The sequence below is a fragment of the Pseudoalteromonas sp. MQS005 genome, assembly GCF_001661605.1.
Taxonomy (GTDB): Bacteria; Pseudomonadota; Gammaproteobacteria; order Enterobacterales; family Alteromonadaceae; genus Pseudoalteromonas; species Pseudoalteromonas tetraodonis.
Window position 1 is genome coordinate 1 of record NZ_LYRQ01000072.1, and the last position, 17003, is coordinate 17003.

Genomic DNA, 17003 nt, shown 5'->3' on the forward strand with positions numbered 1-17003 from the left:
TATCTACTCGGTAAAATATTGAAGCATAGATAAAATGCTAAATTTAATAAATAAAGTGTTTTATAATAAAAATATTACAGTTGTATTTTATTTGTAACAAACAAATGGGGTACACTATGTAAGTATTTTGGGTTAAGTGTATTTTGTGGTCGCTTAATCCAAAATTAAAATAAAAAAGCAATTAAAAGTTTATTTAACTACACGGGAAAATAAAATGAAAATTCAACTTCGCAAAACAGCTCTATCACTTGCTATAGCAGCATGTGTTGGTGTGAGTGGTGCTGCAATTGCAAACGAAACAACCTCTGCAATTAAAGGTCAAATAAAGGGTCCTAACGGTAACCCTGCTGCAGGAACTAAAATTACTATTTTACACGTTCCTTCAGGCTCTGTTAAAACAACTGAAGTAAATGACGCTGGTTACTTTACTGCTAAAGGACTTCGTGTTGGCGGCCCTTACAAAGTAATCGTAGACTCAGACATCTACGCTGACCAAGAGTTCAATAATATTATCTTGAACATTGGTAGCGACTACCCTGTTAATACTTCACTTGAAAATATCTCAGATGTTGAACAAATCGTAGTAACTGGTCGCCCTATTAGCACTATGTCTGGTGGTACGGGTCCTGCTTCAACATTTACATTAAGCGATCTTGAAAATCAACCAGCTATTAACCGTGATTTAAAAGATATTATTCGTATTGACCCTCGAGTTGCTATCGATGATAGCCGTGGTTCAATCAACTGTGGTGGTGGTAATCCACGTTTTAACAGCTTAACCCTTGATGGCGTTCGTATGAACGATAACTTTGGTTTAAGCTCAAATGGTTACCCTACTATTCGCGCTCCGTTCTCTTTTGATTCAATCGAGCAAGTAGCGGTAGAATTAGCCCCTTTTGATGTTCAATATGGTGGTTTCACATCATGTAACATTAATGCAGTTACCAAATCTGGCGGCAACGACATTCACGGTGGTGTATTCTACGATTACACTAACGATTCGATGAAAGGTGATAAGATTGAAGGTAATGACGTTGATAACGGTGATTACAGTGAAAAACGTTATGGCTTTAATGTTGGTTTACCGCTAATTAATGACACGCTTTTCTTATTCACTTCTTACGAAAAACTTGAAGGTGTTAAACAGTTTAACTATTCATCTTTAGTATCGTCAGCAGACATCGAGCGTATTAAACAAATTACACGTGATGTTTATGGTTACGAAGCCGGTGCAACACCAGCAAGCTCACCAGTAGAAGATGAAAAAATCTTAGTGAAGCTAGATTGGAACATCAACGATGACCACCGTGCTAACCTAATTTATAACTACAATGATGGCTTTACTTTATCGCAATCAGATGCAGATGGTGATGAGCTCGCATTTGACAGCCACTTTTATGAGCAAGGCGCAGAGTTCACTTCAATCGTTGCATCACTTTACTCTGATTGGAATGACAATTTTTCAACTGAAGTTCGTTTAGGTAAATCAGAGCTTGACGCTCGCGTTCAATCTTTAGACGCAGCAAGCGGTTTTGGTGAGTTCCAAATCAGCACTAACGACGCTACTGTGTACGTTGGTCCTGATGACTCTCGTCAATCAAATGATTTAAACTACGATACCACAACAGCTAAATTCTCGGGTACCTACTACCTTGATCAGCACACGATTACCGCTGGTTTTGAGTATGAAAAGTTAGAAGTATTTAACCAATTCGTACAACATACTGAAGGTGAATGGCGCTTTGCATCTATCGATGCTTATGAGCAAGGCATTGCTAGTGCAGTATTTTACAATAATGCAGCAGGCACAAATGATCCTACAGATGCGGCTGCTAGCTTCGCTTATTCACAAAATACATTCTATGTACAAGATGAATACAGCTTTTCAGATATCGATGCATCATTAACATTTGGTCTTCGTTACGATAGTTATTCAAGCGATGATAAACCTACTTTCAACCAAAACTTTACTGATCGTTACGGTTTTAGCAATCAGTCAACTTTTGATGGTATTGATTTAATTCAACCACGTGTTGGTTTTGAGTGGTATGCAACAGATGCATTAGAAGTACGTGCAGGTGTTGGCTTGTTCTCAGGCGGTAATCCAAATGTATGGTTATCTAACTCATACTCAAATGACGGTATTACAAATATTAGTGCTAACCAGTTTGGTAGCGTAGACTTATTTGCTCCTGAAAACGTTACAGTTACAGGTGCGGGCCCAGGTTTTGATATTCCAAAATCTCAGTTTGATAAGGTAGCTAATACGCCAATCGGTTCAGGTGATGGTACTGTTAACGCTGTTGATCCTAACTTTGAAATTCCATCAGAATGGAAATATTCAGTAGGTGCAACCTACACTACTGAAAACGATTATGTTATTGCTTTAGATTACCTTTACACTGATAAACGCGATGCAGCGACATTACAAGATATCGCACTTCGCCCTACAGGTGAAGTTAGCTTTGACGGTCGTCCTTTGTATGAATCAATTGAAGGTCGTGATGGCGAGCTTTTATTGACTAATGTTAACGGCGATAGCGGTTCATCATCAATCATTTCAGCAGCAGTGAGCAAAGCGTTTGATAATGGCGTTAGCGTTCAGTTCTCATACGCTTACACTGATGCAGATGATGTAAACCCAATGACTAGCTCTGTAGCCAGCTCAAACTACGGTAACCTAGCAACATCAAACCCAGGTAACCCTGGCGTAGCATCATCTGATTACGAAATCCCACATCGCTTTACATTAAACCTAGGTTATAAACACGAGTTCTTCGATGGTTATAACACCCGCTTTAACCTATTTGGTGAAGCATACAAAGGTTTACCATATAGCTTTACTTACAAGAGCAATCGTGACACCGGTGCGGGCGATATTCAATTTGGTGACGACAATTCAAATGGCGCGCGTCAATTATTGTATGTACCACTTGAAAATGATCCAAACGTTGTCTACAACATGAGTGCGGATGAAATCAATGAGTTTAACGACTTTATTGCATCTGAAGGCCTTAAACGTGGTGAAATCACAGGTCGTAACCAACAAAACTCTGATTGGTTCGTGAAATTTAACTTTAAAATTACTCAAGAAGTACCTGGCTTTATGGATGGCCATAAAGGTGAAGCATTCTTCGTAATCGATAACTTAACGAATATGTTAAACGATGATTGGGGTGTATTAAGAAAAGGTTCTTTCGTGGGTAATAAGATGGTTGAAATAAATATTAATGACCAAGGTCAATACGTTTACTCAAACTTCAGTGCACGTAGTGCTGAACAGTCTGTACAACGCGATGCCTCTTTATGGGAAATGCGTGTAGGTGTTCGTTACACGTTCTAATTTGATTGATTAAATTAGTGTATTTAAAAGCCCACTTTGTGGGCTTTTTTATGCCTGTAATTTATTTTTTAATTTATCAAAAATTGCGATTAGCTGATGCTGTTCAGCATCCGACAGGCAGCTTAATAATGCACGCTCCCACTGCAATGCTTGTGGCGTTATTTTTTCATATAAAGCCATGCCCTTATCACTTAGCATCAAAAATGCAGCGCGCTTATCATGCTTATTTAACTCGCTATAAATAAGCCCTTCATCAATTAGCGTTTTTACTGCCCTTGATACTGTCGACTTATCCATATCCGCTTGAGTACATAGCTGCTTTGCTGTGCTTTGCCCAGATTGTGCTAAATTAGCGATTATTCGCCACTGAGGAATAGTTAAGTCAAACTCTTTTTTATAAATACTCGAAAAATCATTACTTACCAGTGTTGCTAAGTGTGTTAATTGGTAAGGCAAAAATGTCGTTAAATCTATTTTCATATTGAATCACTTATTTATTTACATACGACTTTTATTTGTTCACTTTTATTTACAAGGGTCATAATCAGTGTGTTTGATATTAGTCTCACTTGAGAGTATCTTAGCGTAAATAACAAAAATATAACACTCCCCCACTTTCACAGGAGTCAGTAATGGCGACACAATTAAACTATATGACCGGCTTTGGTAATGAATTTGAAACCGAAGCGCTGCCTGGTGCATTACCGATTGGGCAATTTAGCCCGCAAAAAGTAAAATACGATTTATACGCAGAGCAATTTAGTACCACTGCCTTTACTGCTCCGCGCGCCGATAATCGCCGCACGTGGATGTACCGTATTCGTCCATCAGTTGTGCAAGGTGATTACACAGCCATAGACAATGGCTTAATTAGAACAGCGCCTATTACTGAAGTGCCAACGCCGCCCACCATGCTTCGTTGGGATCCCATTGATATACCAGCAGCACCTACTGATTTTATTGATGGCTTAATCACTATGGCTGCAAATGGCAGCGCCAATGGGCAAGCCGGTATTGGCATTCATGTTTATGTCGCCAACAAATCAATGGACAAGCGCTTTTTTTATAACGCCGATGGCGAGATGTTATTTGTACCACAACACGGCGAGTTATTACTTAAAACAGAACTCGGGCATTTAAGTATTAAAGCCGGTGAAATTGCGGTCATTCCGCGCGGCATTAAGTTTCAGGTTCAATTATTAACTGACACAGCCCGTGGGTACATTTGTGAAAACTACGGCCATGCTTATGTTCTTGCTGAGCGCGGTCCTGTGGGCGCAAATGGTTACGCTAACGACCGCGACTTTCAATATCCAGTAGCGGCTTTTGAAGACATCGAAGGCGAATTTGAACTGATTGCTAAATTTAATGGCAATATGTTTCGTTGTGATATTGGTCATTCTCCTCTTGATGTTGTTGCTTGGACAGGTAACAGTGCGCCTTACAAATACGATTTGGCTCGCTTTAATGTCATGAATACCGTTAGCTTTGATCACCCCGATCCATCAATTTTCACGGTACTAACCTCGCCATCAGGCACTGAAGGCGTTGCAAATATCGATTTTGCTATTTTTCCACCGCGTTGGATGGTCGCTGAAAACACCTTCCGCCCACCTTATTATCACCGCAATATTATGAGTGAGTTTATGGGTTTAATTGAAGGCGTTTATGATGCAAAAGAGCATGGTTTTGTACCAGGAGGGATGAGCTTACATAATTGTATGTCGCCGCATGGTCCTGAGGCGGATGTATTTGAAAAAGCGTCAAATGCGGACTTAGAACCACAACGCTACGATAATACACTGGCGTTTATGTTTGAGTCACGTTATGTGATATCGCCAACTAAATACGCATTAGAAGGTAAAGAGCGCCAAGCTAATTACACTGACTGCTGGCGCACAATTAAAAAACACTTTAACGGCAATCAAGGGTAATTAGATTATGAAGCTTTATACTTATTTTCGCTCATCTGCAGCGTATCGTGTGCGCATCGCATTAAACCTAAAAAATATTGATCACCAGTTGGTGCCGGTAAACTTACTAAAATCAGAGCAACAAAGCACAGATTACTTACAGAAAAACCCCCAAGGACTTTTACCTGCTTTAGAAACAGAAGGCGGCGTATTAGGTCAATCTCTAGCAATTTTAGAGTACCTTGAAGAGCAATACCCTGAAACACCATTACTGCCTGGTAATGCATGGCAAAAAGCACATATTCGCAATTTAAGTTATGCAATTGCGTGTGATATTCACCCGATTGATAATTTACGTGTGCTTAAGTATTTAAGTAGTGAACTCAATGTTGATGATGAAGCAAAAAATAAATGGTACCGCCACTGGGTTGAAGTGGGTTTTGAAAAAATAGAACGCATGCTCGATAGTAAAAATACATTTTGCGCAGGCGAGTCACCAAGCTTAGCTGATGTGTGTTTAGTACCGCAGGTATTTAATGCCATTCGTTTTAAAGTAGATATGGCTGCCTACCCTAAAATAGCAGCCATATATCAGCGTTGTAATGAGTTGGCAGCCTTTATTGATGCAGCCCCTGAAAATCAACCTGATGCAAACTAATAGAGTAAATTAACTTTTAAGTGCACTGTGTATTACCGTCACATGCTCAATTAAATCTAAGCCCAGTTCGGTTAAATAACCGCCATCTGGGCTATCTATAACCCCTTTATCGAACAAACGTTGTGCTGCGCTTAGTAAGGCGGGTTCAGCGTCTGAATGAAGTTTAATTCCCTGCATTTTGCTCTCGCGTGGAAATTTTGCTAGTAGTGTAAATTCGTCAATCATCGTTTGATTAAATAGCATATCTGTTCACCTTTTTATTGTTCTGTGTTTTACTTATGTTGTCTTACTTACCCTAGCATGTTTTTTTGCTAAGTGTACTTATTTTAAACACTGGAGGTTTTTGATGCGTTATTATTTTACTTCGTTTATTACTGTTTTATGCTTGTGTTTTTCAGCTTTAAGCTTCGCTAGCACAATAAAAACGCTTCCTATTGTTGATGCTACCCAGCTTATAAACACTAGCACTGAGTGCTGGTATGATAATAAACGTTACAGCGAAGGAGCTATACTGCAGGTTCACTCAGTTACGCTTATTTGTGCTGCAAAGTACCCCCAACATAACAACAGTCAATTGATTTGGCTAAAGCTTGATAAGCAAGGTAACCTTATTTACCCCAAGAAGCCTGCAACTATTACTGTAAATTAATCAAGATTAACAATCTGGAATCTGCCAGCCATCTCCAAACTATTAAGATGCGGTGGGATACGTTACAATACATGCAGTTTAAAAAAGCAGTGTGACTATGAATAATCAACCAAAAAACCCGCTACATGGGATAACTTTAGAGCAAATTCTTGTAGAACTAGAGCAACGTTTAGGCTTTAAAGCAATGGGTGAACAAGTAAACATAAAATGCTTTACTGATTCTCCGAGTATCAAATCAAGCTTAAAATTTTTACGTAAAACCCCATGGGCAAGAGATAAAGTAGAAGCACTTTATATTCATACCATGAGTAATAAACCGCTACGAAAACCCAGAAATAAACCAAAACTAACAGAGCCCACGCAACCTGATACATCAGATTTTGTATGGCCCTCTATTAAAAAATAAATGAGTGCTAAATGGCGTAATATTTACGCCATTTTTAGTCACTTAGTTTTGTTCTTGGCATATTACATTCAATGAAGCAGGGTGAATACTCACTACCACTTTATCGGCAGATTTAACCTCACCATCAATTACATAATCTAGCGTTTTATCTGCGCTTATCTCTACACGTTTTGCGTTAGTATAATGCGAGTTAATAGCAAAATGTGTTTGCGTGATACTGCTAAACATTAGCTCAGCAATACTCAATACTGTGGTTTCATTGTCTTTGTTTGGCGTTAACCAGTTTACGTCTAATAATCCATCACGGTGGTCGGGTTGTCCCCCACCTTGGGCTAAAAGGGTTGTAAATGGGGCAGCATTAGCGACAATAAAGCTATTTGTATTAATAGCTTCAGGCTCATTATCATCGAGTTTAACCATCAGCTTTTGCGCTTTATTCTCGCCAAAGGAATGTAAAAAACCATTTAAATAAGCAAGCTGGCCAGATTTATTTTTCGACTCTCTATCTGCTTTTTCAATCATTGCATGCTCAAAGCCAATGCCAATTAGCAATAACATCAAATCGTTATTACAATATGCGGTATCGATCAGGTTTGTCTGACCATCAATTATTAAATCGCACGCTTGCTCAACAGGAATAAATTTAGATTTTATTCCCATCAGCACATGGGCCAACGCATTAGCTGTCCCCAACGGTATAATTCCTAATCGACAAGACGTACCCACTAAAACACTGGCAACCTCAGTGACTGTGCCATCTCCACCGCAGGCAATTATAATATCAGGCTCGTGCTCTATAGCTTGTTTAGCCAATGTAATGCCGTTTTGTTCCGGTGTAGTTTTTAAAATGGTTAAATCATAATAAGCAGATAAACGTGTAACGATTAAATGCTCTTTTTCAGACCATAACTTAGTGCCTGATACAGGATTAGCAATTAAATATGCTTTATTTTTTATCAGTAGCTCCCCCCTGCGATGGCGCTTAACTAAATGGCGTAATTGGCGTTTATTAAGATTGGCTGTTTCACGTGTTTCTTTGATTTGAGCAAGAATGTCATGTACATCAGCTTCTTTATTTTGACTCAATAAATACGCTGCCATAACAAAAACCGAACGTCCGCGACCTAATGCACAATGCACCACAACACGACGGTCTTTCTTTATATGGTGATGGATCCAGTTAATTGCCTGGTTTAATTGCGAGTGAGTAGGCACGCTATGATCAAGAACAGGAATGTTTAAATAACTAATATTTTCTTGGGTAGATGTCCACTCAAGTCCATCAAATTCACAAGTCACATCTAAAATAGCGGTAATGCCATTTTCTTTTAATGTATCTATATCAGAGGGAAACAAACGACATGCTAAAAATAAGTTATCGTTTATTTGTTGAATTGGGGGTACCTTATCGTGTTTGCGTGACCATGCATTATAAATTTGTGCACCTAACAAAAAAGGAACAAATGCCCAACGAATGTAAAAAGGGATAACGCCATTTTCTCGCTTTCTGAATATTTTCCCCGCATTAAAAAAATAAGCACCGCTGACCAATATCAGCGACAGCGCCGTCCAAAAAAATGCAACCGCGAAGTAAACAGAATTAACCTTCAATCCCAGTACTATAAATACTAATGCTGTTACAAGATAACTGACTGCAGCCCACATGTGCTCTCCTTTAAGTTGGCAGCGCCATATTAGCGCCTTTAATATAGTCCTAACTTGCAAATAATACGCCAAAAAAGCAATTTATCTTGTTTATTGTCGTTTCGCCACCGGCGTCGATATCACATCAATTGGCTATAACCCACTGTTAATCATTGCTTTTTTAATATGAAAAGGAATGACTTCACGCTAAAACATCGTACTCAGTTTTTATTGATTACGCTTAAATAAAAGCAGCTTAATTTATATAACTCTTTCATATTTACAACAATATCAGTCAAATATTCATAGTTATTTAATGCTTCAACTTATTATTTATCAAATGGCATAAGTAATGTTTTCATCGCTGGGCGCAGTGCAATCAATACGGTTTCCTCGGTCAATTCAGGAAATAACATTTTTCGTAATAGCAGTCCGGCCATCACTGAGAAAATCACATTAATGCGGCTTTCGAGTTCTTGCTCTGAATGTGATTTTATTAAACTACTTTCACTGACTAATAAATCACGCATTCTGTTACGTGCTTGCGTATCAGCCTCGCGTAGTAATAAAGCGACTTTTTTGTTTCTACTGGCCTCTGCCATCATGTCTAAGTCAACTACGCAGGCCCCCGTGTCCATATGACGCTGCACACCATGGTGTAAGCCATCAAGTAACACTGTTAAAATATCGCCAGGTTGATCTTCAAACTCTTGAAATATGGAAAACATTTCTTCCATATCTTGTTCAATAATACTTTCAATTATGGCTTCTTTACTTTCAAAGTAATTATAAATATGGCCGGCACTCATCCCTGCTGTTTTAGCTATTTCTGCCATACCTGCGCCATGGTAACCTTTGCGACGAAAACAATCAGCAGCGGCGGTTAATACCTGCTCGCGACGCGCTTGTGCTTGCACCGGATCTAGGTGTTTTTTATTTTTAGGTTTCATTTGAAACTCCAGTATCGAGTCTCTCAACTCGAAATATTTAGCGTTTACTGCTTTGATCACAAAAAATAAACGCTAAACGGGCATTACTTTAATCACGCATAAAACCTTTTATTGTTAACAGGCTTTATGCGTACTAATTTACTTAACGGTTGAAGTAGTGGTCTGCCAGCCACCGCCAACCGCTTTGTATAAATTGATTTGGCTTGCAAGCACAGCTTGTTGTCCCGTGATCAATTGCTGCCTTGCGCTATACCAAGTTCGCTGAGCGTCAAGCACTTGTAAAAAGCTATCAACCCCTTTGTCGTAGCGCGCCTGCGATAATTCAAAGGTTGTCTTTCGGCTTTGTAATAACTCCTCAAGAGCCATTAACTGTGCGTTATAGCCTTCTCTATCCGCAAGTACATCAGCAACTTCACGAAATGCTTGCTGTATTTTTTGCTGGTACGTTGCTACAGCAACTTGTTGCTCTGCGTTAGCGACATCTAAATTTGCTTGATTTCGACCCATATTAAAAATAGGTAAATTTACCGATGGCATGAAGCTCCATGTGCCTGAGCCAGCATCAAATAAATTACTTAAATCACGTGATGCAGTTCCTGCATTGGCAGTTAAACTAATGCTCGGGTAAAACGCTGCACGGGCAATACCAATGTTAGCGTTAGCGGCTAACAGCTGATGCTCTGCTGCTTTTATATCTGGTCGCTGCGTTAGTAAATCAGAAGGTAAACCCACAGGCACACTAGGCAAGTCTAATAAATAATTTAATGATTTACTTGGCAGTAAATCCTCACCTACCGTTTTACCTACTAATAAATCAAGCGCGTTTTTATCGCGTTTCACTAAACGTTGGTATTTAGCAATATCAACTTTCGCTGTGGCTACCGTACTTTTAAGCTGTTCCAGCGTAATTTTAGAAGCGGCACCTAAATCAACACTTTTTTGGGTTAATGATAAGGATGCTTGCTGCGATGATAACGTCTCTTGTGCCAACGCTAACAACTGTTGATCGGTCGCGTAATTTAACCAGGCATTAGCAAGCTCTGCAATTAACGACACTTGCATGGTGTATTGGCTCAGTTGAGTTGAATAAAGCGTTTGTAATGCTTGCTCTGACTGATTGCGTACTTTACCCCATAAATCTAACTCGTAAGCCGTCATGCCTACCGTTGCACTGTATTGAGAACTTATTTGTGGTTGACCACTTGCTGATAAATCGCTGGGTAAACGCTGACGACTTCCTGATGCATTAAAATCCAGTGATGGATATAACGCTGAATCTTCAATCTGATACAAACCACGCACGCGCTGAACATTTAAAGCAGCTATTTGTAGGTCTTTATTATGTTCAAGACTTTGTGATATCAGTGTTTTAAGTTTTTCATCATTAAAAAACTGCTGCCATTTTAACGAGGACACCTGCTCATCCCCTGTCTCTGATGCATACGCATCAGGGATAGGTAAATTTAGCGCTTCTTGTTGAGGAGCTAACTGACATCCAGATAAAATTGCTAAAGTAAAAGCACTGAAACTGATTGCTCTTAAACTCATTATACTTCCTCCTCGGAGGTGGTTTTAGCCTTTCCTGAAAACAGTCTACGTACTAAAACAAAAAACAACGGTACAAAAATAACAACCAATGACGAGGCGGCAAGTGTTCCACCAATAATTGAAATACCTAATGCATTTTGTGCACCTGAACCAGCACTTGAGGCAATAGCTAATGGAAGCACACCACACACAAAGGCCATTGAGGTCATTAAAATAGGACGTAAGCGAAGGCGTACAGCGGCAATCGCCGAGTCAACTAAGCTTAAGCCTTCTTCCATTTTATGAATCGCAAACTCAACGATTAAAATGGCATTTTTAGAGGCTAAACCTATGGTGGTTAATAAACCCACTTGTAAGTAAATATCGTTTGATAAGTTACCCATAAAGGCGGCTACAATTGCACCAAAAATACCCAGTGGCACAATCATCATTACTGCAAATGGTACTGACCAACTTTCATAAAGCGCTGCTAAACATAAGAATACAAATAACAGTGATAATCCATATAACAACGGCGCTTGACCACCACTTGATCGCTCTTGATATGAAATACCAGTCCATTCAGAAGCAATACCTTGTGGTAACTGCTTAACTAAACGCTCCATTTCATCCATGGCTTGACCTGTACTGTAGCCTGGCGCTGCACTGCCTTGGATTTCCATTGCTGAAAAGCCGTTATACCTTTCCAAGCGAGGCGAACCATAAGACCAATAAGAACTAGCAAATGCTGAAAATGGCACCATATCGCCGTTTTTATTACGCACATACCATTTGTTTAAGTCCTCAGGCACCATTCTCGCATCGGCTTGACCTTGCAGATATACTTTTTTCACGCGACCACGGTCGATAAAGTCATTTACATAACTACTACCCCATGCTGTCGAAAGCGTACTATTAATATCACCTTGCGACACACCAAGCGCTTCTGCTTTTGCAAGATCAATATTCAGCTGTAACTCAGGCATATCTTCTTGCCCATTAGGGCGAACACCTGCCAATATTGGACTTTGACTCGCCATACCTAATAACTGATTACGCGCTTTTAATAGCTCATCATGACCTAAACCGACACGGTCTTGTAGAAACATATTAAAGCCATTTGCGGTTCCAAGTTCAACAATCGCCGGAGGTGGAAATGCAAATACAAAAGCCTCTTTAATCGTTGAAAAATACCCCATGCCTTTTCCTGCAACGGCGCCCACTGATAGGTCGTCACGTTGGCGCTCATCCCAGTGCTTTAAGCTAACAAAGCCAATTGCTGAGTTTTGTCCAGAGCCTGCAAAACTAAATCCTGTTACCGTAAAAATTGAACTAACGGCTTCAGATTGATCTTCTAAATAGTGGTTTTCAACTTTTTTAACCACTTCAAGCGTTTGCTCTGTAGTAGAGCCTGCAGGAAGCATTACTTGGTTAAACAAAATACCTTGGTCTTCATCAGGTAAAAATGCCGTTGGTAAGTTTGAAAAAATAGCCACCATGCCGCCTACAATTAATGCATAGCTAAGCAAGTAGCGCTTAGAATGTTTGATCATGCGGCCAACAAAACCTTGCGCACCTTTATTGGTTTTATCAAAACCACGGTTAAAGCCTGAGAAAAAACGACCAATAAAGCTACCATCGGTGTGAACATGGCTAGGCTTTAATAACGTAGCACACAGTGCGGGAGTTAAAATAAGCGCAACCAGTACCGACAGCCCCATCGCCGACACTAAGGTAATAGAGAACTGACGATAAATAACCCCAGTAGAGCCACTAAAGAATGCCATCGGAATAAATACAGCCGACAGCACCATCGCAATACCTACCAGTGCTCCTTTAATTTCATCCATCGATTTTCGCGTTGCTTCAACCGCAGAGAGCTTTTCTTCGGTCATTAAACGCTCAACGTTTTCGACAACAACGATCGCATCATCTACGAGTAAACCAATGGCCAGTACCATCGCAAACATCGTGAGGGTATTAATGGAATACCCAAAGGTAAATAGAATACCAAACGTACCTAGCAATACGACAGGCACCGCAATGGTTGGAATAATAGTTGCTCTGAAGTTTTGTAAAAATAAGTACATTACAACAAATACCAAAACGACCGCTTCGATTAGAGTATGTACTACTTTTTCGATTGATAATGCAACAAAAGGAGTGGTGTCATAAGGCACAACCGCCTCTAAACCTTCTGGAAAAAATGGTTTAAGTTCTTCAAGTGCATCTTTTACACCTTGTGCAGTATCTAAGGCGTTTGCGCCACTGGCTAATTTAACCCCTAAACCCGATGCCGGTTTACCATTAAAGCGCGCTACAACACCATAGTTTTCACCACCGAGTTCAACATCAGCAACATCTTGTAAACGCACTACCGAACCATCGCTGTTGGTTTTAACTAAAATATCTTTAAACTGCTCAGGTGTTTGTAATCGGCTTTGAGCCGTTACCGTTGCATTAAGCTGTTGACCTGCCAATGACGGCATGCCCCCGAGCTGACCTGCCGACACTTGCGCATTTTGTGCTTTTATTGCCGCAGAGATATCGTTTGGCGTTAGTTTATAGCTTTGTAACTTAGCCGGATCGAGCCAAATACGCATTGCATATTGAGAGCCGAACAATTGTACTTCGCCCACCCCATCAACACGCGCAACAATATCTTGCACGTTTGATGACACATAATCACCAATGTCAATGTTGGTCATACTGCCATCTTGCGATACAAAACCAACAACGAGTAAAAAACTAGACGATGACTTAGCAACCACAACGCCCTGTCGTTGCACTTCTTCAGGTAATAATGGCGTAGCTGTTGCTAGTTTATTTTGCACTTGCACTTGTGCAATATCAGGGTTAGTTTCTGCATCAAAGGTAAGAGTCAATGTTGCTGAACCACTTGATTCAGAGGTCGATGACATATACAACAAGCCATCTAAACCTTTCATTTTTTGCTCAATAACCTGGGTCACCGAGTCCTCTAAAGTACGCGCAGAAGCACCTGGGTAGTTAGCAGTAATCGTAATAGCAGGCGGTGCAATAGACGGATACTGAGCAACGGGTAAACTTTTAACCGCAATAATACCTGCAAGCATCACCACAATAGCCAGTACCCATGCAAAAATAGGCCTGTCGATAAAAAATCGTGACATGAAATTCTCCGTTATTGGCTGTTATTTGCTGATGACTGTACTTGTGATGCAGCAACCGGTGCGCCTGGGCGAATTTTCTGTAGCCCTTCCACAATCAATTGATCGCCATCAGCTAAACCGTCGGTTACCAACCAGTTAGCGCCCAAAGTACGCTCTACCTTTAATACACGGCTTTCAACGGTGTTGTTTTTGCTAACAACCATAGCCGTAGGTTCGCCTTTAGTATTGCGGCTAACGCCGCGTTGAGGAGCGAGAATTGCATTAGATTTCACCCCTTCAACAACCTCAGCACGTACATACATACCAGGAAGCAATAGTTTTTCAGGGTTTGGAAACTTAGCGCGTAACGTTACCGAACCCGTACTTGGGTCAACCGTCACTTCAGAGAACTGTAATGTTCCCTTATGAGGATACGCAGAGCCATCTTCCATAATAAGTTCAACATCTGTTTGCGTGGTTGAATCAACCCCTAAAGAACCCGATGCCAATGCTCTTTTTAGCTTGGTTAGTTCATTGCTTGATTGGGTTAAATCTACATAAATTGGATCAAGCTGAGTAACGGTTGCCAATGCTGTGGTTTGAGCTGCGCTGACTAGTGCCCCGACAGTGACACTTGATTTACTAATTTGACCGCTAATTGGCGAAGAAACATGACTATAATCAAGATTAATTTGCGCGCTTTGTAACTGTGCTTTTGCCGTTAATAGTTCTGCAGATGCTTGCTTGTATGCTGCATCGGCTTCATCAAAGTCTTGCTGGCTTACCGCTTTAATTTCTAGCAATTCTTTATAACGCGACGCTTTAGATTTACTGCTTGCAATACTAGCCTCTGCGCGCGCAACGGCCGCTTTGCTGGCTGCGAGTTCTGCTTCAAAAATGTCAGGATTAATTTGATAAAGCGCTTGGCCTTGCTCAACCTGTGTGCCTTCTTCAAATAACCGAGATTGAACAATACCACTGACTTGAGGACGAATTTCAGCAATTTGAAACGCACTAACACGCCCTGGTAATTCTTTTTTAAGTGTAATAGCTTGGCTTGTTAAGGTGACCACACCAACAGGTGTCGCTGCAGGAGCAGAAGCCTTAGGTTGTTCAGCTACCTGATCACAACCACTTAAAGCAACAGAACCAACGAGGGCCGAAAATACAAAAAAAGCGATGCGGGAACGCTGCATGTCAAATACCTTTTAGTTTAGAATGAACGATCATTCTAAACTATAGTACAGCAATTAAAAATAGCTACTGATCAACATTTACACATTTTTACAATTGAATAGATAAGTAACACAAACAATAGCTGAGTTATTTAAGTAACACCCATAAAAAAGCAGCCAATGAACTTTCATTGGCTGCTCTTAAGCTATGTTGGCTGTTATTATTCGCTGTCAGTATTAACTCTAGAGACTAGTAACTGCTCAATACGAATTCCTTCCACGTCCACAACTTCAAATTTAAAACCTGCAAATAAAACAAACTCTGCGCGTTTAGGAATATGTTTCATGGTATAGATTAAATATCCGGCCACGGTTTCATAATGATTTTGATCAGGAAATTCATCAATTTCAAGTACCTTCGCCAGCTCAACAATCGGGGTTAAGCCATCCACTAACCAAGAACTCGCGTCGCGCTCAATAATTAACTCTTCACTTTGATGAGTAATTAAATCGCCCATAAAACCTTTCATTAAATCTTTAACCGTAACAATCCCAACCACCAAAGCATACTCATTAACTACCACCGCAAAAGGATGCACAGCGGTTTTAAACGCATTTAACGCTTCAGATAAACTCAATGTTTCGGGCAAGTAAAAAATATCTTTATCAAGCATGTCATCGTTAATATTTGCCGCCTCACCTTTGAGTACTTGGCGTAAAATATCTTTAGACTCAACAGAGCCAATTAACTTATCAAGATTGCCTTTGCACACTAAAAAGTGATTATGCGGGTGATCTATAATTTTATTTGCTATATCGTCGCTAGATTCATCAATATCAAAATAAACAATTTGCTCACGCGGTGACATAACGCTTGATAAGAAACGCGCTTCTAAATCAAATACATTTCCTATTAAATCATACTCTTGTTGCTGTAAACTGCCATACTCAGCACCGGCATCCATCATCGCAACAATATCTTCAGTGGTCACAATATCTTCACGTTCACTGGGCACTTTAAACACCCGTAAAACAATATTGGTTAAGCCATTAAAAAATAATACCAGTGGCGTGAGCGCAAAAGTAACCCAGCGCATAATTGTCACCACCCTCACGGCAACGGCCTCAGGTAAAATCATCGCTAAACGCTTTGGTAGTAAATCGGCAAATAAAATAAATAACGAGGTAATAATTAAAAACGATAATACAAAGCTAATTTGCCCAAGTAATGGACCTTGATAAAACAGCTGTAGTATTTCTTGCATGTAAGGAGACAATGCTTGCTCGCCAACAATCCCGCCTAATATCGCAATCGCATTGAGCGTAATTTGGATCATGGCGAAAAAAGCCCCAGGCTGCTCTTGCAGCTTTAAAACCGCCAAAGCGTGCACATTGCCCTCGTCCGCCATTACTCTTAACTTAATTTTGCGTGAAGCGGCAATCGAAATTTCTGACATCGCAAATAACGCACTCATCAAGATTAATAACGCAATCCCGATTAAATCACCCATTTATAACTCCAAAATAATCGCTTTTACAAGCAAAAGCAGCTGGATTATAGACGCTTTTATAGACAGGGCAATTGATATTTAAATAATATTAATAAC

Annotated in this window: 13 protein-coding genes; 5 read left to right on the plus strand and 8 right to left on the minus strand. The window is 40.1% G+C overall.

Annotated elements, in window-relative coordinates:
• The first annotated feature begins 214 nt into the window (after nt 1-214).
• Nucleotides 215-3343, plus strand: coding sequence for a TonB-dependent receptor (locus A9479_RS17995; protein WP_064664179.1), 3129 nt, complete (start codon nt 215-217; stop codon nt 3341-3343).
• 48 nt (nt 3344-3391) lie between these two features.
• Here the strand turns inward: A9479_RS17995 and A9479_RS18000 are convergent, their stop codons facing one another.
• On the minus strand, nt 3392-3823 hold the full coding sequence (locus A9479_RS18000; protein ID WP_016899145.1) for a MarR family winged helix-turn-helix transcriptional regulator: 432 nt from the start codon (nt 3821-3823) through the stop codon (nt 3392-3394).
• 152 nt (nt 3824-3975) lie between these two features.
• Here A9479_RS18000 and hmgA point away from each other — a divergent pair, with 152 nt between their 5' ends.
• Together hmgA and maiA are read left to right on the plus strand one after the other, a co-directional pair.
• Complete coding sequence (gene hmgA / locus A9479_RS18005) at nt 3976-5277, plus strand: homogentisate 1,2-dioxygenase (RefSeq protein ID WP_016899146.1); 1302 nt, start codon at nt 3976-3978, stop codon at nt 5275-5277.
• Nucleotides 5278-5284: 7 nt separating this feature from the next.
• Nucleotides 5285-5914: a maleylacetoacetate isomerase gene (maiA, locus tag A9479_RS18010; RefSeq protein ID WP_064664180.1), complete on the plus strand. Its 630-nt coding sequence runs from the start codon at nt 5285-5287 to the stop codon at nt 5912-5914.
• 9 nt (nt 5915-5923) lie between these two features.
• Here maiA and A9479_RS18015 read toward each other — a convergent pair whose 3' ends face one another.
• A complete protein-coding gene (locus A9479_RS18015; protein WP_008112333.1) occupies nt 5924-6157 on the minus strand; it encodes a TIGR02647 family protein in 234 nt (77 codons plus the stop codon).
• A gap of 103 nt (nt 6158-6260) precedes the next feature.
• Between A9479_RS18015 and A9479_RS18020 the strand changes: the two genes are divergently transcribed.
• Nucleotides 6261-6563, plus strand: a complete 303-nt coding sequence (locus A9479_RS18020) for a DUF1496 domain-containing protein (RefSeq protein ID WP_008112332.1) — start codon at nt 6261-6263, stop codon at nt 6561-6563.
• A 97-nt stretch (nt 6564-6660) separates the two neighbouring features.
• Nucleotides 6661-6969 carry a VF530 family DNA-binding protein gene (locus tag A9479_RS18025; protein ID WP_028834132.1) on the plus strand — a complete coding sequence of 103 codons (309 nt, stop codon included), beginning with the start codon at nt 6661-6663 and terminating at the stop codon, nt 6967-6969.
• A 42-nt stretch (nt 6970-7011) separates the two neighbouring features.
• On the opposite strand, the gene A9479_RS18030 is transcribed toward A9479_RS18025, so the two are convergent.
• From A9479_RS18030 to A9479_RS18055, 6 genes are all read right to left on the minus strand, one after another.
• The gene (locus A9479_RS18030; RefSeq protein ID WP_024600939.1) at nt 7012-8634 is read right to left on the minus strand and encodes a diacylglycerol kinase family protein; all 1623 of its coding nucleotides are present in this window, start codon (nt 8632-8634) and stop codon (nt 7012-7014) included.
• 308 nt (nt 8635-8942) lie between these two features.
• Entirely contained in the window at nt 8943-9563 is a 621-nt protein-coding gene (locus A9479_RS18035; RefSeq protein WP_008464339.1) for a TetR/AcrR family transcriptional regulator, read from the minus strand.
• A 138-nt stretch (nt 9564-9701) separates the two neighbouring features.
• Nucleotides 9702-11111: an efflux transporter outer membrane subunit gene (locus A9479_RS18040; protein WP_064664181.1), complete on the minus strand. Its 1410-nt coding sequence runs from the start codon at nt 11109-11111 to the stop codon at nt 9702-9704.
• Nucleotides 11111-14242, minus strand: coding sequence for an efflux RND transporter permease subunit (locus A9479_RS18045; protein WP_016899151.1), 3132 nt, complete (start codon nt 14240-14242; stop codon nt 11111-11113). Before A9479_RS18045 ends, A9479_RS18040 begins: the two co-directional genes overlap by 1 nt.
• 11 nt (nt 14243-14253) lie before the next feature.
• Nucleotides 14254-15417: an efflux RND transporter periplasmic adaptor subunit gene (locus A9479_RS18050; protein WP_013463138.1), complete on the minus strand. Its 1164-nt coding sequence runs from the start codon at nt 15415-15417 to the stop codon at nt 14254-14256.
• Between the two features lie 200 nt (nt 15418-15617).
• A complete protein-coding gene (locus A9479_RS18055) occupies nt 15618-16907 on the minus strand; it encodes a hemolysin family protein (RefSeq protein WP_024600941.1) in 1290 nt (429 codons plus the stop codon).
• Nucleotides 16908-17003: the final 96 nt, after the last annotated feature.

Coding starts and splice junctions, on each gene's coding strand:
- A9479_RS17995 (WP_064664179.1), top strand. CDS start 215: ATGAAAATTCAACTTCGCAAAACAGCTCTATCACTTGCTATAGCAGCA.
- A9479_RS18000 (WP_016899145.1), bottom strand. CDS start 3,823: ATGAAAATAGATTTAACGACATTTTTGCCTTACCAATTAACACACTTA.
- hmgA (WP_016899146.1), top strand. CDS start 3,976: ATGGCGACACAATTAAACTATATGACCGGCTTTGGTAATGAATTTGAA.
- maiA (WP_064664180.1), top strand. CDS start 5,285: ATGAAGCTTTATACTTATTTTCGCTCATCTGCAGCGTATCGTGTGCGC.
- A9479_RS18015 (WP_008112333.1), bottom strand. CDS start 6,157: ATGCTATTTAATCAAACGATGATTGACGAATTTACACTACTAGCAAAA.
- A9479_RS18020 (WP_008112332.1), top strand. CDS start 6,261: ATGCGTTATTATTTTACTTCGTTTATTACTGTTTTATGCTTGTGTTTT.
- A9479_RS18025 (WP_028834132.1), top strand. CDS start 6,661: ATGAATAATCAACCAAAAAACCCGCTACATGGGATAACTTTAGAGCAA.
- A9479_RS18030 (WP_024600939.1), bottom strand. CDS start 8,634: ATGTGGGCTGCAGTCAGTTATCTTGTAACAGCATTAGTATTTATAGTA.
- A9479_RS18035 (WP_008464339.1), bottom strand. CDS start 9,563: ATGAAACCTAAAAATAAAAAACACCTAGATCCGGTGCAAGCACAAGCG.
- A9479_RS18040 (WP_064664181.1), bottom strand. CDS start 11,111: ATGAGTTTAAGAGCAATCAGTTTCAGTGCTTTTACTTTAGCAATTTTA.
- A9479_RS18045 (WP_016899151.1), bottom strand. CDS start 14,242: ATGTCACGATTTTTTATCGACAGGCCTATTTTTGCATGGGTACTGGCT.
- A9479_RS18050 (WP_013463138.1), bottom strand. CDS start 15,417: ATGCAGCGTTCCCGCATCGCTTTTTTTGTATTTTCGGCCCTCGTTGGT.
- A9479_RS18055 (WP_024600941.1), bottom strand. CDS start 16,907: ATGGGTGATTTAATCGGGATTGCGTTATTAATCTTGATGAGTGCGTTA.